At 69.6% G+C, this 15751-nt stretch carries 15 protein-coding genes; 6 read left to right on the top strand and 9 right to left on the bottom strand.

Annotated features, from left to right (window positions below; translation table 11 throughout):
• Positions 1 to 36 precede the first annotated feature (36 nt).
• Both ACYVOK_RS15480 and ACYVOK_RS15475 read right to left on the bottom strand, forming a co-directional pair.
• Positions 37 to 654 carry a flavin reductase family protein gene (locus tag ACYVOK_RS15480; RefSeq protein WP_460663104.1) on the bottom strand — a complete coding sequence of 206 codons (618 nt, stop codon included), beginning with the start codon at positions 652 to 654 and terminating at the stop codon, positions 37 to 39.
• Complete coding sequence (locus ACYVOK_RS15475) at positions 654 to 1253, bottom strand: DUF1989 domain-containing protein (RefSeq protein WP_460663103.1); 600 nt, start codon at positions 1251 to 1253, stop codon at positions 654 to 656. Before ACYVOK_RS15475 ends, ACYVOK_RS15480 begins: the two co-directional genes overlap by 1 nt.
• A 127-nt stretch (positions 1254 to 1380) precedes the next feature.
• On the opposite strand from ACYVOK_RS15475, the gene ACYVOK_RS15470 reads away from it, so the two are divergent.
• Complete coding sequence (locus tag ACYVOK_RS15470) at positions 1381 to 2418, top strand: LacI family DNA-binding transcriptional regulator (RefSeq protein WP_460663102.1); 1038 nt, start codon at positions 1381 to 1383, stop codon at positions 2416 to 2418.
• Between the two features lie 77 nt (positions 2419 to 2495).
• Complete coding sequence (locus tag ACYVOK_RS15465) at positions 2496 to 3359, top strand: peptidylprolyl isomerase (protein WP_460663101.1); 864 nt, start codon at positions 2496 to 2498, stop codon at positions 3357 to 3359.
• A gap of 56 nt (positions 3360 to 3415) precedes the next feature.
• On the opposite strand, the gene ACYVOK_RS15460 is transcribed toward ACYVOK_RS15465, so the two are convergent.
• From ACYVOK_RS15460 to ACYVOK_RS15450, 3 genes are all read right to left on the bottom strand, one after another.
• Positions 3416 to 4567 (bottom strand): glycoside hydrolase family 76 protein, encoded by a 1152-nt coding sequence (locus ACYVOK_RS15460; RefSeq protein ID WP_460663100.1) that lies wholly within the window; start codon positions 4565 to 4567, stop codon positions 3416 to 3418.
• A gap of 78 nt (positions 4568 to 4645) precedes the next feature.
• A complete protein-coding gene (locus ACYVOK_RS15455) occupies positions 4646 to 5866 on the bottom strand; it encodes a SpoIID/LytB domain-containing protein (protein ID WP_460663099.1) in 1221 nt (406 codons plus the stop codon).
• Complete coding sequence (locus ACYVOK_RS15450) at positions 5863 to 7443, bottom strand: N-acetylmuramoyl-L-alanine amidase (protein WP_460663098.1); 1581 nt, start codon at positions 7441 to 7443, stop codon at positions 5863 to 5865. Before ACYVOK_RS15450 ends, ACYVOK_RS15455 begins: the two co-directional genes overlap by 4 nt.
• Positions 7444 to 7619: 176 nt before the next feature.
• On the opposite strand from ACYVOK_RS15450, the gene ACYVOK_RS15445 reads away from it, so the two are divergent.
• Together ACYVOK_RS15445 and ACYVOK_RS15440 are read left to right on the top strand one after the other, a co-directional pair.
• On the top strand, positions 7620 to 8447 hold the full coding sequence (locus ACYVOK_RS15445; RefSeq protein WP_460663097.1) for a hypothetical protein: 828 nt from the start codon (positions 7620 to 7622) through the stop codon (positions 8445 to 8447).
• A gap of 120 nt (positions 8448 to 8567) precedes the next feature.
• Positions 8568 to 9455: a hypothetical protein gene (locus tag ACYVOK_RS15440; RefSeq protein ID WP_460663096.1), complete on the top strand. Its 888-nt coding sequence runs from the start codon at positions 8568 to 8570 to the stop codon at positions 9453 to 9455.
• Positions 9456 to 9500: 45 nt separating this feature from the next.
• Here ACYVOK_RS15440 and ACYVOK_RS15435 read toward each other — a convergent pair whose 3' ends face one another.
• Positions 9501 to 10880 (bottom strand): NAD(P)H-quinone dehydrogenase, encoded by a 1380-nt coding sequence (locus ACYVOK_RS15435; protein WP_460663095.1) that lies wholly within the window; start codon positions 10878 to 10880, stop codon positions 9501 to 9503.
• Between the two features lie 31 nt (positions 10881 to 10911).
• On the opposite strand from ACYVOK_RS15435, the gene ACYVOK_RS15430 reads away from it, so the two are divergent.
• A complete protein-coding gene (locus ACYVOK_RS15430) occupies positions 10912 to 11373 on the top strand; it encodes a gamma-glutamylcyclotransferase (RefSeq protein ID WP_460663094.1) in 462 nt (153 codons plus the stop codon).
• Between the two features lie 27 nt (positions 11374 to 11400).
• The gene (locus tag ACYVOK_RS15425; RefSeq protein WP_460663093.1) at positions 11401 to 13056 is read left to right on the top strand and encodes a phospho-sugar mutase; all 1656 of its coding nucleotides are present in this window, start codon (positions 11401 to 11403) and stop codon (positions 13054 to 13056) included.
• Between the two features lie 102 nt (positions 13057 to 13158).
• Here the strand turns inward: ACYVOK_RS15425 and ACYVOK_RS15420 are convergent, their stop codons facing one another.
• The 3 genes from ACYVOK_RS15420 to ACYVOK_RS15410 form a co-directional block, all read right to left on the bottom strand.
• Positions 13159 to 13605, bottom strand: a complete 447-nt coding sequence (locus ACYVOK_RS15420; protein WP_460663092.1) for a hypothetical protein — start codon at positions 13603 to 13605, stop codon at positions 13159 to 13161.
• Positions 13606 to 13789: 184 nt separating this feature from the next.
• Positions 13790 to 14737 carry a neutral zinc metallopeptidase gene (locus ACYVOK_RS15415; RefSeq protein WP_460663091.1) on the bottom strand — a complete coding sequence of 316 codons (948 nt, stop codon included), beginning with the start codon at positions 14735 to 14737 and terminating at the stop codon, positions 13790 to 13792.
• A 110-nt stretch (positions 14738 to 14847) separates the two neighbouring features.
• The gene (locus tag ACYVOK_RS15410) at positions 14848 to 15750 is read right to left on the bottom strand and encodes an alpha/beta hydrolase-fold protein (RefSeq protein WP_460663090.1); all 903 of its coding nucleotides are present in this window, start codon (positions 15748 to 15750) and stop codon (positions 14848 to 14850) included.
• Position 15751: the final 1 nt, after the last annotated feature.

The following is a 15751-nucleotide window of genomic DNA, read 5'->3' as shown; positions in this document are numbered from 1 at the left end:
GAAAGCTCCTCGTGGTCGAGGGAGAGGGTTCGCCGGTCAGGATCTGGAGTGGGCGGCGTGTCGCCGGGCACCCCGGGAGTCGATCTGCCGGACTGTGGTGAAGACCGAGCCGATACGGCCGAGAGGTCGTAGCGCCGCGGACCTGATGCGACCGTCCGGATCGAGCAGCCGGTCCGCGACATGCGCGGCCACCACGGTCCCGAACACCAGGGTCTCGAGCCCTGGCTGTCGCGTTTCGAGCAGCGTGCATTCGAATGCGGCGATGCACTCGTCGATGAGGGGTGGGCGGACCACCGCCGCGTCGAGGGTCGTCAGTGCGAGGTCGTCGATCTCGTCGAACGACGGGTCGCTGTCCTCCGCGCTGCGCGCGACCTCGGCGACGAAGTCGTCCGGAGCGATGTGGACGACGAACTCTCCGGTTGCGACCACGTTGGCGAGCGTGTCCTTGCAACCGCCGTCGTCACGTGGCTCGACGGCGATCATCAGGACGAGCGGATCGGTGGACGCGACGGTGAAGAAGCTGAACGGGGCGAGGTTTCGCGTGCCGTCGGCACCGAGCGAGGTCACCCACGCGATCGGGCGAGGCGCGAGAGTCCAGGACAGCATCGCGAAGCGGTCCATGCGCTCCAGCTCGTCGACGCGGACGAATCCCATCACGGCGCCCGAACCACGTCGTACGCCACTGGCATCGGGGTGGCGCCCAGTCCATTCGTGGGTGCGATGTCCTGCGGGCATGCGGACAACACGACGACGACGTCCTGCAGTGCCCGAAGCCGGACCCGATCTCCCGGGCCGGCCAACGGTGGCTCGATGCCGATCGACCCGTCCGCCCGGACCGGGACCCGCATGAAGAGATTCAGCGGCTGGGGTACGACGGGCAGCGGGCGGATGCCCGCGGCCGCCAGGGCCGCGAAGTAGTTGTCGCGGCAGTTGTCGTGGTAGCCCTCCACACCGAGCTGCCGGTACCGGACGATGTCGCAGCTCGGGATCAGCAGGTCGTGATGACCGCCGCTGGTGTCCTCGACGAACGCCAGGATCGGGGTGCGAGTCGTGTCGACGAGTTCGTCGCCGGCCCGGATGGTGAGCCGGCCGGTGTTCATCCACGTATGTGGTGCGGACGCGAACCGGGACACGTCGTCCACCGCCAAGGCCCAGGTGTCGACGACCTGCTGGCCGTGGGTGTTGGTCACGACGAGTTCGTCCCCGGTTGCGAGATGGATCGCGACACCGCTCCTCGCCGCCAGCTCTGCCATCCCCAATCCTCTCGCTCGGGAGCGTTACCCAAACGATTGGGTAACCGGTGTCGAGGACAGTACGCAAACGATTGGGTAGTGTCAATGCCTGATCGCCCGACGCCGGCCGAGAAGGAGCACCGATCCGATGCCGAGGCAGCAGACGCCGACGCTGCGCACCGTCGCCTCAGCCGCCGGTGTGGACGTCTCGACGGTTTCCCGCGTGCTGAACAGCAGCGCCGGCGACCGCGAACGCTGGGCCGGCGCGGAGACGGTCGAGCGCATCCTGCGCACCGCGGCGGAGCTCGGCTACCGCCGCAATCCACACGGCGCGAGCCTGCGTACCGCGCGCTCGCAACTCGTCGGCGTCATCGTGCCGCAGTTGCAGGACTTCGTGCTCGCGACCATCTTCGAGGGCATCGACCAAGCGGCCGCCGAGCGCGGATACGCGGCGTTCGTGACGAACTCGCTCGACGACCCCACCCAACGCGAGGCTCGCGCCGAGCAATTGCTGGGCCGGCGCGTCGACGGGCTCATCCTGTGCGACGCCCGGACCGACGACCCGCTGCTCCGGACGCTGGCCGCACGGGACGTCCCGTTCGTCCTCGCGTTCCGTTCGTCCGGTGACCACGTGGGCGCCTTCGCCGACGAGACCCACGGCGGCCTGCTCGCGGCCGAGCACCTGGCGAGCCTCGGCTACCGGGATCCGGCGGTCATCGCCGGCCCCGAGTTCGCCTCCACGGCGAACTGCCGGGTCGACGGTTTCCGCGAGGGACTCCGGGCGCACGGGCTGGTGCTCTCCGACGATCGCGTCGTACGGACAGGGTTCGATGCCGATGCCGGACGGGCCGGCGTCGCCGAACTGCTCGCGCGCGGCCAGGCGCCGGACGCCATCTTCGCCACCAACGACTTCGCCGCGATCGGTGCCATCGGCGCCCTCCGGGACCACGGACTGCGCGTGCCGGACGACATCGGCGTCGTCGGCTACAACGACACGCCGCTGGCCGGGAACCTCCTGGTTTCGCTGACGAGCATCCGTTCACCGCTGCTCGACATCGGCCGGGCCGCGTTCACCCTCCTCGAGCGCCGCCTCACCGGCGAGACGTGCGAGTCGATCGCCTTCAAACCCACCCTCGTACCCCGCGCCTCGACGAAACCCATGCATACCGAGTCGTCCGACGGCTGAGGACGAGCCGATTAACAGACAGTTCTCAGGTTGGGGTTGTAGGTTCCCTCCAGACATCTCGGTGAGGAGGGTTCTGCATGTCCAAGAAGACCCATCAGCAGCAGCTGGCGGCGCGGAAGGCCAGGCGGCAGGCCGAACGGGAGGCCGAGCGGCGGCGGCAGCGGCGGAATCTGGCGATCACGATCACCTCGGTCGTCGCGGTGATCGTGGTGATCGTCGGGGTCTTCATCGTGGTCGGTACCGGCGGTGACGACTCCCCCGCCGCCTCGCCGTCCGAGTTGCCGGCGTCGGCGGGGCCGGACAACAAGCCGAAGAGCATTCCGACCGCCGTCGCGGCGGCGCCGAAGCGGGCGACCCCGTTGCCGGCCGAGGTCACCTGCACGTACAAGAAGGGCACCGAGGCGGCCAGCAAGAAGGTGAACCCGCCGGCCGACGGCAAGACCAAGGCATCGGGTACGTCGAACGTCAGCCTGAACACCTCGATCGGCGACCTGCAGCTCACCCTGGACAGCTCGCTCGCGCCCTGTGCGGTGAAGAACTTCCTCAGCCTGGTCGGGCAGAAGTACTACGACAACACGAAGTGCCACCGGTTGACCGTCGGCGAGGGGCTGCAGGTGCTGCAGTGCGGCGACCCGACCGGGAGCGGGAGCGGCGGGCCGGGGTACAGCTTCGCGGACGAGGTGTTCCCGACGCTGAAGTACGGCCGCGGCACGCTGGCGATGGCGAACTCGGGGCCGAACACGAACGGCAGTCAGTTCTTCATCGTGTACGGCGACGGGTCGGGGCTGAGCCCGGATTACACCGCGTTCGGCACCATCGACGAGCCGAGCCTGAAGTTGATCGACAAGGTCGCCGAGGCGGGGGTCACCCCGCAGAACGGGCCGACGGATGGTGCGCCGATCACCCCGGTCAACATCAAGACGGCGACTGCGGCCGCCTGAGAAGAAACACATGCCCGGTCGCCCCCTGCGGGAGCGACCGGGCCTGTGGTGTGGGGTCAGGCGAGGAGGTTGTACTTGGAGCGGGGCCAGGCCAGGAGGGCGTGGATCTGGGTGATGCCGGCCTGTTCGAGGAGTTGGACCGGGCCGTCGACGAAGTGGTAGAGGCCGGTGGCCGGGTCGCGGGCCTCGTTCCAGGCGCGGTCGGCGTACGCCTGCATGGTCTGCTTGTAGCGGTGGTCCGGAGCGACCGAGTCGAGGATCAGCAGGTTCTTGAACCAGATCGCGTTGAACCGGGTCGGCTGCTTCCACAACCGGTCCTCGGCACCGTAGAAGGCCAATGACGCGTTCGCCACCGACTTGGCGTCCTCCAGGTACTGGCGGTCACCCGTTGCCTTGTACAACAGTACGCCGGCGCCGAGCATCACACCCTGGTTGTAGCTCCACTGGGTCTTCTCGATGGTGCCGGCCAGGTCGATGTGGTCCCAGTACAGCCCGTTCGGCGCGAGCATGCAGTTCTGCGTCCACTCGTACATCCGCAACGCCCAGGTCAGGTACGACCGGTTCTTGGTGAGCAGGTACAGGTGCGCACCGAGTTCCGCACCCGGGCCGTTCGAGACCGTGTTGCGGTCCTGGCTCCACGGCGCCTGGGTCCAGTAGACCCCGCCGGGGCACGGGTGCGTCGGGTCGGTGTCCCAGCCGTGCACGACGAGGTCGAAGATCTCGCGGGCCCGGGTCAGCGCCGCGGTGTCGCCGGTCCGCTTGTAGTGCTGGACGAGGTGCAGGCCGATCCACTCGTTGTCGTCGTAGAACTTGTCACCGCCGTGGCCCAGCGGCGGCCGCACGTACGAGTCGTACCCCTTCGGCGTCGTCTCCGTGTTCCAGTACGGCTCGTACGCCGCGATCCGCCGGTCGGCCTCCTGCGAGGCCTCCAGGCCGGCGCCGGGGATGCCGGCCAGGTTCTCGGCCGCGATCGCCGCCTGCGAGTACGGCCAGACGTACGCGTACGGGTTCGGGTGCGTGTTCGGGTACTCCTCGAGCAGCAGGTCGTTCCCGGCGTCGAAGTACTTGTTCAGCGCCTCGTACGACGCCTTGGCGCGGGCTGCCGGGGTGCTCACGGCCTCGGCCGCCGGCACGTGCAGAGTCCCGAGTACGGCGACCGCCAGCACACCGGCCGCGATCCTGGTTGATATACCAAATTTCCTGCGCATCGACCTTGCTCCTCCTGGGCGGTGGCGGTTGACATCGATGTCACGTTGTAACCGGCGCAGGGGAAGCGCGTCAATGGCTCAGCGACCGGGGATTTGATCAGGGGCACTTGGTATATCAAGCGGACTGGGCACGAACGCGAACCAGGACGAGCGCAGCCGGAGCCGGCCGCGGACCTGGTCGCCGGTCAGCACCCGTCGGCCCTTCGACCCGACCGCCTCCACCGTGAGCACCCGGCCGCCGCCCGGCCCGACGCCGCTGCGCTTGAGCACCCGCAGGCTCCGGATCGCCCCCACGTCGAACGCGGACTGCACCTCGGCCGCCGTCCGGGTCACGGTCCAGGTCACGTTCGGGTTCCCGTTGCCCGGGTACGCGTCCCAGTTGTCGACCTTCGTCACCTGGTACGGGACCGGCCCGCTCGCGGTCGCGCCGCCGTTCGACGAGGAGAACTCGGCGATGATCGGCTTGCCCTTGTAGTGCCGGACCTGCCCCGCGGTCGCGGCGATCGCCGTGTTCGTCGACGCCTTCTCCGAGTCGTAACCGCCGTAGACCTGACACGAGATGGTGTCGCACAGGTCGTACGCCCGCTTCGTCGCCCGGTTCCGGTGGAAGACCGAATAGGTGCGCGCGGCAACAGCCTGGGCCTGCAACGCCGCCGGACGCCAAGTGGACAAGGCCTCTCGCGGTACGACGCCGCGCAGGTAGTACTCCAACGACACCACGTTCACCGTGTCCAGATGCGCGCCCGGTACGTCGATCGCCCGCAGTGCGCCGCGATACCGCCGGACGGCGCCGCTGGGCAGGATCAGGCCCGTCACCGCCGCGCCTTCGAACTGCGTCATCCCGGTGAACGTCTTCCACAGCGTCCACTTCCGCGTCTTCGCGTCGAACGAGCTGACCTTGGTGCCGTGGTCGCCGTACGGGTCGATCGACCACTGGTCGCGCGTCGATGCCTTGGGCAACGGGTAGACCTTGCCGTTGGTCAGGTCGCGGACCTTCAGACGGTTGACCGTACCGACCCGGACACCGTCGGTGGTGTCCGCACTGATCCGGATCCGGATGCTCCCGGTCGCCTTGCCGGTCGTCGTCCCGGGGTAGTAGAAGTCGAGGATCTGCTGCACCGACCTGCCCGCGAGCGCCGCGCCCTGAGCGCCGTACTGCGACATTCCGCGACCGTGACCGAAACCGCGGCCGCTGATGGTGGTGTCCGGTACGGCGGCGGGCTCGACCTGTCGCGCCTCGGCGGTCGCGCTGACCAGCGTGGACGTGAGGACGACGGCAGCGATCGCGCGCTTCTTCATCGGGCACTCCGGTACTGGACGTAGACCTTGCCGCGGTGCGCGTTGTACGTGAGCCAGCCGTGCTGGTACTTCTGCCGCAGACCGCCCTTGACCTTGTACATGTCGGTGACCGGCAGGCCGAGCCGCGACCGCTCGGCGCCCAGATCGGCGTACTTGCGATGGATCAGGCCGGCCACCGGCCGGGTGCCGGTCGACTTGGACCAGTAGAGCGCGCCGTTGCGGAACGGCTGCACCTTCACACCGGCCGAGCTGTTCCGGTATTCACCGGTGGGCAGGCCGAGGATCGTGTCGGGCCCGAGTTGACGGTACCGGGCCCGGAACACGCCGACGGTCGAATGGGTGCCGGTGGCAACGGAGTGGAACACGTCACGGGTGGCGAAGTACGTCGCCCAACCGGTCCTGGTCCGGTGCTCACCCCAGAACGGCTGACCTGTCGTGCGGAAACCGATGCGTTTGGCGAAGCGGTAGATCGGCGTGGAGACGCTGCCGCCGATCAGCACGTTGACCCGTTGCTTCAGCCAACCGAGTTTGGCGTACAACTGGTTGCCAGGGCACGCGGTCGCCTTCGTGTCGCGGTGCCCGGAGATCGTGGGCAACCGGCTGCCGGCCAGCACGACCGTGGCCAGCGGTGACCGGTAGTTCGCGTCCATCTTCCAGGCGATCACCCGGGCCGTCTTCTCCAGCATCGCCTGCGTCGGCGCGGTCTTCTCGAAGTTGCCGATCAGCGCGACACCGAAAGAGTTCGCGTTGAACGAGCCGGTGTGCGCGCCGAGCACGGGTAGCTGCGCGCCGCCGTACCGGCCCTCGAACACGCGACCGAAGCGGTCGACGAGGAAGTTGTACCCGAGGTCGCACCAGCCCCGGCTCTTCACGTGGTACGTGTACATCGCCCGCACCATCGCCGCGACCTGCGTACGGGTGTAGTCGTTGCGATCGGCGGTGTGGTGGACGAACGCCGCCTGCACGGTCGTCGTGTACTTCGGTCGCGCACACGCCTTGCCGTTGTGGCTGCGCAACCGTTCGTCGGCACCCCATGCCTTCCGGCTCACCATCGCCGGCATCGGGTACGGCGCTCTGGTCGCCTCCGGCTCGACGCTCCGCACAGCCGGCTCGTCGGCGTCCGCGGCCAAGACACCAGGTTGGATCAACACGACCTTCGCATCGGCGATCGGCGTACCGCGGCCGGATACGACACTGGCCTGCACGCCCTCCGCCGCACCGACCCAGAGCGGCTCGGTGCCGGAGCGTTCGGTGCCTTCGGGTGTCGCCGGGTCGGGGGCGTGCTCGTCCTCGACCCGAAGTGTCTCCCACGTGCCCCACTGTCCGTCCCGCTGCACCCGGACCCTCGCCGACACCTGCTGCGCGCTCCACGGCCAGGTGATGCCGACCATCGCGAACGGTTTCGTCCGCGCGGCCACCGACGGTCCGTCGATCGCCAGTTCCTGGTACGACGCCTCGGCCGGATCGGGCACCGGTGGAGTGGCGGGAGGGACGGACTGCCGACCCGGCAGGACCTGGGGAGCGGCGAGGGCGAGCCCCGTCACCGCAAGCGTCAGGAGTCGGGAGGTCTTGCTCATCGCACTGCCTTCCGGCGGAGGTCCAACGGTCGCTGGGCGGCGGTAATCGATTATGCGCGGTCGGTGACCGCTTTCCCGGGATTGGCGTCACCCTGCGTGGCGCCATCGGGTTGAGGGATTGGATAGGCTCGGCATAAAGCCCTGCGACACAGCCCAAGAGGCAGAAGAGGCCCGTCATGGAACTCATCCTGATCATCGCGCTCGTGGTGATCGCCGTTCTGGCATACCGGTCGTACCGGCGGACCCAGCTGCAGACCCGCAAGCAGCACGAGATCACCGCCGCTGAGCTCGAGTCGGTGAAGCGCACCGCCGACGAGGACATCACCAGGTTCGGCGAGGAACTGCAGGACCTGGACCTGGACATGGTCGGCAAGGACCTCGGCGACGGGGCCCGGCAGGACTACCAGCGCGCCCTGGACGCCTACGAGTCGGCCAAGGAGGCCGTCGGCAAGGTCACCGAGGCCGAGCAGATCAAGCACGTGATCGAGATCCTCGAGGACGGCCGCTACGCCGCGGCCTGCGTGCGCGCCCGGGTGAACGGCGAGCCGCTGCCGCAGCGCCGGCCGTCCTGCTTCTTCAACCCGCAGCACGGCCCGTCCGTCGAGGACGTGACCTGGGCGCCGCCGGGCGGCGCGCCGCGTGACGTGCCGGCCTGTGCGGCCGACGCCGAGCGGGTCCGCGCCGGTGCCGAGCCGGACGTCCGCAAGGTCATGGTCGGCCCCCAGCGGGTGCCGTACTGGGAGGCCGGCCCGGCCTACTCGCCGTACGCGCAGGGCATGTTCGGCGCGCTCGGCGGTGTGATGACCGGTATGTTCCTCGGCACCATGCTCGGCGGCATGTTCGCCGGCGGCGGGTACGGCGACTACGCGGCCGGGTACGACGCCGGCCAGGCCGACGCCGGTGGTGAAGGCGGCGGAGACGGTGGCGGCGACTTCAACATGGGCGACGGCGGCGGCGACTCCGGCGGCTGGGACTTCGGCGGAGACTTCGGCGGCGACTTCTGACCCACGTCAAAGGCCCCGGCGACCACACAGGTCGCCGGGGCTTTCGCATGTCCGGGGCGCAACCTTTCCGGGCCGGGCCGTATCGAGGAGAGCGACAACACCTTCCGAGAGGACTTCGATATGACTTGGGCACGAGCGTCCGCGCTCGCGGCGGCCGCCGTACTGCTGGGCACCTTGGCCACCGTCCCCGCGAGTACGCCGGCGGTCGCGGCGACCACCGCCGCCTGTCAGATGCGGGTCGGATCCATCACCAGCGGCGGTGACCGCGGGCACGCGGTCGTGACCGCCTCGACGCCGCCGGCCGCCAAGCAGTCGACCGGCCAGCACATGTTCTCTCCCGGCGCCGCCAGGCTCAGTACGACCTGGACCACCACGATTCTCAACCCGGTCGGGTACTACGACTCCGCCTACGTCGTGCTGGGTTCGTCGTTGTACTTCGCGCAGTACGGCAAGAACACCGACGGTACGCCGATCAACACGGTGACCCGGGTCGGCGGCGGGTGGGGCGGCTTCATCGCGCTCGAGGAGTCGTTCTACTGGGGGCCCACCATCCGGTCCGCCAAGTACGGCCTGCGCAACGACGGCGTCCTGTTCCGCTGGACCGACGGCTTCAAGAAGGTCAACTCCTACCCGGGCTTCAGCGCGGTGAAGACGATGGCGCTGATCAGCGAGACCGCGACGTACGACACCTTCCTGGCGAACACCCGCGGCGGCGCCCTGTACACGATCCGGATCCCGGTCGGCGCCACGGCGAAGCCCGTCGTCAAGAAGGTCCGCGCGTCCACCTGGCAGGGCTTCGAGCACCTGGTCGCGGAGAAGTGCGGTGCGCAGAGCACGCTGCTGACCGGGATCGACAAGGACACCGGCTCCGCCTACCTGTACGCCGTTGGTCATGCCAACGGCACGTCGACCGTCATCAAGGGTCTGGGCAAGGTCCCGGGCACGTACAAGGACCCCGTCTACGGCCTCGACACCGCCGAAGGCAACGCACCGCTGTTCGGCGAGTGACGCCCGCCGCCCCGGTGACCATCCGGTCGCCGGGGCCTCGCCGCCTCAGTGCCGCAGGTGCAGGCGGCGGGCCGCTTCGGCGATGGAGCCGGAGACCGAGGGGTAGACGGTGAAGGCCTGGGCCATCTGGTCGACCGTCAGCCGGGCCCCGACGGCCAGCGAGATCGGGTGGATCAGTTCGCTGGCACGGGGCGCGACCACCACGCCGCCGACGACGATGCCGGTGTTCGGCAGGCAGAAGAGCTTGACGAAGCCGTCCCGGACGCCCTGCATCTTGGCGCGGGCGTTGTCGGCCAGCGGCACCTTCACCACGATCGCCGTCGTACCGCCGGCGTCGACGACCGCCTGCGACACGCCGACGGTGGCGATCTCCGGGGCGGTGAAGACGTTCGCGGAGACGGTCGACTGGTCCAGCGGCGCGACCGCGTCGCCGAGGGCGTGCGCCATCGCGATCCGGCCCTGCATGGCCGCGACCGAGGCGAGCATCAGTACGCCGGTGCAGTCGCCGGCCGCGTACACCCCGCGGGCAGTCGTCCGGGACACCCGGTCGACCGTGACGAAGCCGCCGTCGCCCAGCGACACGCCCGACTCGACCAGACCCATGTCGTCGGTGTTCGGCAGCGATCCGACCGCGAGCAGCGCGTGCGAACCCTCCACGGTCCGGCCGTCGGTCAGCGTCACCACGACCCCGTCGCCCCGCCGCTTCACCGACTCGGCCCGGGACCTGCTCAGCACGGTCAGGCCGCGCCGCTTGAAGACGTCCTCCAGGACGGCGGCCGCGTCCGCGTCCTCACCGGGCAGGACCCGGTCCCGCGACGACACCAGGACGACGTCGCTGCCCAGGGCGTCGTACGCGCTGGCGAACTCCGCGCCGGTGACACCGGACCCGACCACGATCAGCCGCTCCGGCAGGTCGTCCAGCTCGTACACCTGCTCCCAGGTCAGGATCCGCTCGCCGTCCGGCTCCGAACCCTTCAGGATCCGCGGCCGCGCACCGGTGGCGATCAGGACCACGTCCGCGTCGAGCCGCTCGTCGCCGACGACGACGGTCTCCGGCCCGTCCAGCCGGCCGCGGCCCTGAATGATCCTCACCTTGTCCCGGTCGAGCCGCCGGGCGATGCCCTCGGACTGGGCCGCGGCGAGCCGTTTGACCCGTTGGTTGACGACGGAGAGATCGACACACACGGAGTTCGCCGGGTCGTCGTCGCCGTCCTCGAGCCGGACACCGAGCTGGCCCGCCTCCTCGACCTCGGTCATCACCTCCGCGGTGGCGATCAACGTCTTGCTCGGTACGCAGTCGGTGAGCACGGCAGAACCGCCGATCCCGTCGGAATCGACTACCGTCACCTCCGCGCCCAGCTGGGCGGCCGCACTGGCCGCTTCGTACCCGCCCGGACCGCCACCGATGATCACAACTCGCGCCACGAGACGCCATTGTTCCGTATCCTGTGTCGTCGTGAGCCTGTACGCCGCGTTTGCCGCGAATCTGGACCCGAACCTGATGGCCGAGCGCTGCCCGTACTCCCCCCTGCGCGGCACCGGGTGGCTCACCGGCTGGCGCCTCACCTTCGGCGGGGAGGAGCTCGGCTGGGAGGGCGCCATGGCCACCGTCGTCGAGGACCCGTCGAACCCGGCCAACCAGGTCTTCGTCGCGCTGTACGACGTCCACCCGAAGGATGTCGAGCGGCTGGACGAGTGGGAATGGATCGACCAGGGCATCTACAGCAAGATCCAGGTCCGGGTGCAGACCCTGGACGGCGAGCAGCTGGCCTGGATGTACGTGCTGAACGCCTATGAGGGCGGACTCCCCTCGGCCCGCTACCTGGGCATCCTGGCCGAGGCGGCCGAGGCCGCGGGCGCCCCCGACGACTACGTCGCCGACCTCCGCGCGCGGCCCTGCCGCTCATCGGGTCACTAGCCTCACCTGCTCGGTTATCGTGCGGAGGTGACCGTCAACGATGACCTCAGTGTCCGGCTCAGGGCCGCAGCCGTTGCCTGGCTGAGCGAAGATCCCGACCCCGACACCCGCGCCGAACTGCGGCACCTCCTGGACACCGGCGCCACGGACGAGCTGGCCGACCGCTTCGCCGGCACCCTCGAGTTCGGTACGGCGGGCCTGCGCGGAGCCGTCGGCGCCGGACCGAACCGGATGAACCGGGTCGTGGTCATCCGCGCGGCCGCCGGCCTCTGCGCGTACCTGAAGGAGAAGGGACTCACCGACGGCCCGGTCCTGATCGGGTACGACGCCCGGCACAAGTCCGACATGTTCGCCCAGGACACCGCGGCCGTGGTGCGCGGCGCCGGCCTGGACGCCGTCCTGCTGGACCGGCCGGCGCCGACGCCGGTGGTCGCCTTCGGGATCAGGCACCTGACGGCCGTGGCCGGTGTGGTCGTGACGGCGTCGCACAATCCGCCGCAGGACAACGGCTACAAGGTGTACCTGGGTGACGGGTCGCAGATCGTGCCGCCCGCGGACGTGGAGATCGCCGCGGCCATCGCCGCGGTCGGGCCGCTGGACTCGGTGCCGCGGGGCGACGACTGGCAGACGATCGGCGACGAGCTCGTCAACGCCTATCTGGACCGGATCGCCGAGCTGGTGCCTGCCGACGCGCCGCGGGACCTGAAGGTCGCCTACACGCCGCTGCACGGCGTCGGGCGGTCGCTGGTCGAGGCAGCGGTCGCACGGGCCGGATTCGCCGCACCCAGCGTGGTCGCGTCGCAGGCGGACCCTGATCCGGACTTCCCGACCGTGTCGTTCCCGAATCCGGAGGAGCCGGGCGCGATCGACGCGGCACTCGAGCTGGCCCGGTCGATGGACGCCGACATCGCGGTCGCGAACGATCCCGATGCGGATCGGTGTGCGGTCGCCGTACCGGATCCCGCGGCCGACGGTGGCTGGCGGATGCTGCGGGGCGACGAGCTCGGCGGGTTGCTCGGCGAGTTCCTGCTGTCGTCACGGCCCGACGGGGTGGCGGCGTGCTCGATCGTGTCGTCGTCCGTGCTCGGCAAGATCGCGGCGTCGTACGGCGTCGAGTACGTCGAGACGCTCACGGGCTTCAAGTGGATCGGACGCGTTCCGCGGCTGGTGTACGGCTACGAGGAGGCGCTCGGGTACTGCGTCGACCCGGTGGCGGTGAAGGACAAGGACGGCGTCTCGACGCTGGTCCGGGTGCTGCAGATGGCCGCCGAGGCGAAGTCCGAAGGACGCACGCTGCTGGACCTTCTCGACGACCTGGCGATGAAGCACGGCCTGCACGCCACCGACCAGCTGTCCGTCCGGGTGGAGGACCTGTCGCTGATCAAGACCGCGATGGCACGACTGCGGGCGACTCCCCCGACGGCGCTGGGCAGTCATGCCGTCGAGCGGGTGGACGACCTCAGTGAAGGCTCGGCGACGCTGCCCCCGACCGACGGTCTGCGCTACACGCTGTCCGACGGTGCCCGCGTGGTGGTGCGGCCGTCCGGGACCGAGCCCAAGCTGAAGTGCTACCTCGAGGTGGTCGTCCCGGTGACCGGCTCGGACGTCGCCGCCGCGCGCACGCAGGCTGCCGAGGATCTGGCCGCCGTCAAGCAGTCCCTGTCGGCCGCGCTGGGCATCTAGGCGGTCTCTGAACGCACGAAACGTCAGCCGCTCGACCTTCGGGTCGGCGGCTGACGTTCGGATGACGCGGGAGCACCTGGCGGGTCGCTCCCCCGGCGGGCCTCAGCGAACTGCTGCGGCTTCGGCTTCTTCGGCGCGCAGCGACGCCTGCAGCGACGAGTGCAGGATGCGCAGCGTGCTGGCCGACTGCATCAGCGCGTCACGCTCGTCCGGGTTCCGGTTGGCGAGGCTGGTGATCTCGTTGATGCTCGCCTCGATCCGGGCGATCCGGTCCGCGACCGTGCCCTCCTGGCTGCTGGCCTGGCGAATCGCCTCGGACGTGACCGTCCAGACGTCCTCCTTGTCGTTGGTCCGCCGGGACATGTCGACCATCTGGCTCAGCGCGGCCAGGTCGTGGTCGATCTGGGTCCGCTCGATCGGATCCGTGATCCCCACGGTCGCCTGACGCAGCCGGGTGACGTGCCCGGACAGCTCCGACCAGCCGCACCTGCCGCTCTTGATCTTGTCCAGCACCTTGGCGTACTCGGTGTTGAACTCGTCGTAGTTCACTGTCCTTGACTCCTGCCGTTCGACGCTCGACTCAGAACTGTAAGGCGTGCGGACCCGAAACAAGTAACCACACGATCGCAGATCGTGTACGTGTCGGCAAAAACGCACCGGCCGCCCGGTACGGCAACGCGTACCGGGCGGCCGGGTTACGTCGGCTGGGCCGGCTTTTCAGGCCGGACCGGGGTCAGGAGACCCGGCTGGACGCCGCGTTCCAGGTGTTGCAGCGGCCCGCGTAGGTCTTCGAGCTGGCCGCGTAGAAGCCGGTGTGGGACCACCAGCCGTGGTTCGCCATCGAACCGTGGTCGCGCGGGTAGCCCGGCTGGTCGCCGGAGTGCTCCACCAGGTACTTCCACTGGGTGTAGAGACCGCCGCTCATCGGGTAGTAGCGCTTGTTCGCGCCGATGTACGCCGAGCCCAGGCAGGACGCCTGCAGCTCACGGCGGCGGCTCTCCTCCAGCCGGGCGCTGTTGGTGGTGAAGGCCCGCTGGCGCCACCAGGACGCGTTCAGGATGCCGGTCAGGTACTGGACGTGGTGGCCGTACTCGTGCGCCACGACATTGGTCGCGTAGGCCCGGGCGTAGGTCGGGCTCTGCTTCCAGAGGTTCGAGATCACGAAGGCCGGGATGTAGATCTGGCCGTTCTTGTACCCGCAGTAGTACGCGGTCGCGCCGTTGATCACGCCGCAGTGGGTGTTGACCTTGCTGTAGTTGTGCACGATCAGCGTCGGCTTCACCTTGTACGCCGCACCGGCCGACTTCAGCGGCACGGCCCAGGCGGCGTACATGCAGTTCCAGAGCTGGGTCACGTAGGACTGCACGCCCGCCGTCGTCCGCAGCGAGACGTTGACCTCCCGGCACTTGGACGGCGTGATCGGCGGGGTGCTGTAGAGCCTGTTGTAGCGGACCGTCTGGTACGCCGTCCGGCTGTTGTAGGCAGCCGTCGAATACGTCGCCGTCTCGGTGCCCTGCACCGAGGTCACGGCCTCGGCGGCCTTGCCGATGACCGGTGCCGGCGGGGTGGCGGTGCCGGCGGTCGGCGCGGCCTGGGCAGCGGGCAGCGCCGCGACTGCGAAGCCGGCCAGGGCGGCGACGCCCGCCAGGCCACGCAGCTTGGTGCGGGAGAGGTTGACCATGTGCTCCACTCTCGTTGTCTGGGAAACTTCCGGAGCCAATCCTGGGCGACCTGGGGTTCATCCCGGGCTGGACACGGGCTCTGACGCCGTGATTCACACCGCAGTTCCCGTCAGCCCGACACTTTCCCGCCGAGGAACCCGAGGTGGTCGGGGAGCATGCGCCGCCAGTAGCCGGCGGTGTGCGCTCCCAACTGGGTGCCGCCCGCGGCCCTCAGCTCCGCGCGCAGTTCCGCGGCGGCCTCCGCGAACGGGTCGTCCCGTCCGCAGTCGATGCGCACGGCAACATCCCGGAACCCGCTCCGGCGGCCGAACACCTGGCTCTCCTCGAAGTCGCGGGCATCGTCGAACGCGCCGGGCGTGGTGTCCTCGAAACGCCGCCACAGTGCCGGGCTGAGCGCTCCGACCGCGACCGCGCGCGTCGCCGGCCGGACGCGTCGCTGCCAGTAGTGCAGCGCGACCCAGAGCAGAGCGCCGTACCCGCCCATCGACCAGCCGAGCAAGGCGTACCGCTCGGTGTTCAGACCGCGTTCGGCCAGCAGGGGCAGGAATTCCTGGTCGAGCATGAACCCGGGATCCTCGCCACCGGCCCGGCGATGCCAATAGGTGTCCCGGCCGCCGTCCACAGTCGCCAGCGCGAAAGGCGGCGTACCCGACTGCACGGCAGCCGTCAGGTAGCGGTCGATGCCGAGGTCGTTGACGGCGGACGTGTGGTCGCCGCCCCGCCCGTGCAGGACGAGGACGACCGGAAGCTCAGCGGCCGGGCCGAAGCCGTGCGGATAGATGATGCTGTAGCCGACCGTCGTACGGCGGCCGAACGACTCGAACGTGCCCGACTCGATCGGCCCGGCCGGTACGTCCGGCACGACCCCGTCCGGACCGGTCAGCCCGAGTACGTCGTGCATCCGGGCCCGACCGGGGATCACTCCGGTCTCCACCCCGGCCACCACAGCGGCTCCGGTGATCGTGGCGGCCACGCCGGTGCGGAGCAGGACCCGGCGGGACAGGGAGGGCATC

The organism is Kribbella swartbergensis, from assembly GCF_054784135.1.
Note: the sequence above shows the minus strand (reverse complement) of the source record. Positions and strands in the feature narration are given on the sequence as shown.

What these genes read in the sequence shown, in the direction of transcription:
- ACYVOK_RS15480 (WP_460663104.1), bottom strand. Translation starts at nt 654, where the DNA reads ATGGGATTCGTCCGCGTCGACGAGCTGGAGCGCATGGACCGCTTCGCG.
- ACYVOK_RS15475 (WP_460663103.1), bottom strand. Translation starts at nt 1,253, where the DNA reads ATGGCAGAGCTGGCGGCGAGGAGCGGTGTCGCGATCCATCTCGCAACC.
- ACYVOK_RS15470 (WP_460663102.1), top strand. Translation starts at nt 1,381, where the DNA reads ATGCCGAGGCAGCAGACGCCGACGCTGCGCACCGTCGCCTCAGCCGCC.
- ACYVOK_RS15465 (WP_460663101.1), top strand. Translation starts at nt 2,496, where the DNA reads ATGTCCAAGAAGACCCATCAGCAGCAGCTGGCGGCGCGGAAGGCCAGG.
- ACYVOK_RS15460 (WP_460663100.1), bottom strand. Translation starts at nt 4,567, where the DNA reads ATGCGCAGGAAATTTGGTATATCAACCAGGATCGCGGCCGGTGTGCTG.
- ACYVOK_RS15455 (WP_460663099.1), bottom strand. Translation starts at nt 5,866, where the DNA reads ATGAAGAAGCGCGCGATCGCTGCCGTCGTCCTCACGTCCACGCTGGTC.
- ACYVOK_RS15450 (WP_460663098.1), bottom strand. Translation starts at nt 7,443, where the DNA reads ATGAGCAAGACCTCCCGACTCCTGACGCTTGCGGTGACGGGGCTCGCC.
- ACYVOK_RS15445 (WP_460663097.1), top strand. Translation starts at nt 7,620, where the DNA reads ATGGAACTCATCCTGATCATCGCGCTCGTGGTGATCGCCGTTCTGGCA.
- ACYVOK_RS15440 (WP_460663096.1), top strand. Translation starts at nt 8,568, where the DNA reads ATGACTTGGGCACGAGCGTCCGCGCTCGCGGCGGCCGCCGTACTGCTG.
- ACYVOK_RS15415 (WP_460663091.1), bottom strand. Translation starts at nt 14,737, where the DNA reads ATGGTCAACCTCTCCCGCACCAAGCTGCGTGGCCTGGCGGGCGTCGCC.
- ACYVOK_RS15410 (WP_460663090.1), bottom strand. Translation starts at nt 15,750, where the DNA reads ATGCCCTCCCTGTCCCGCCGGGTCCTGCTCCGCACCGGCGTGGCCGCC.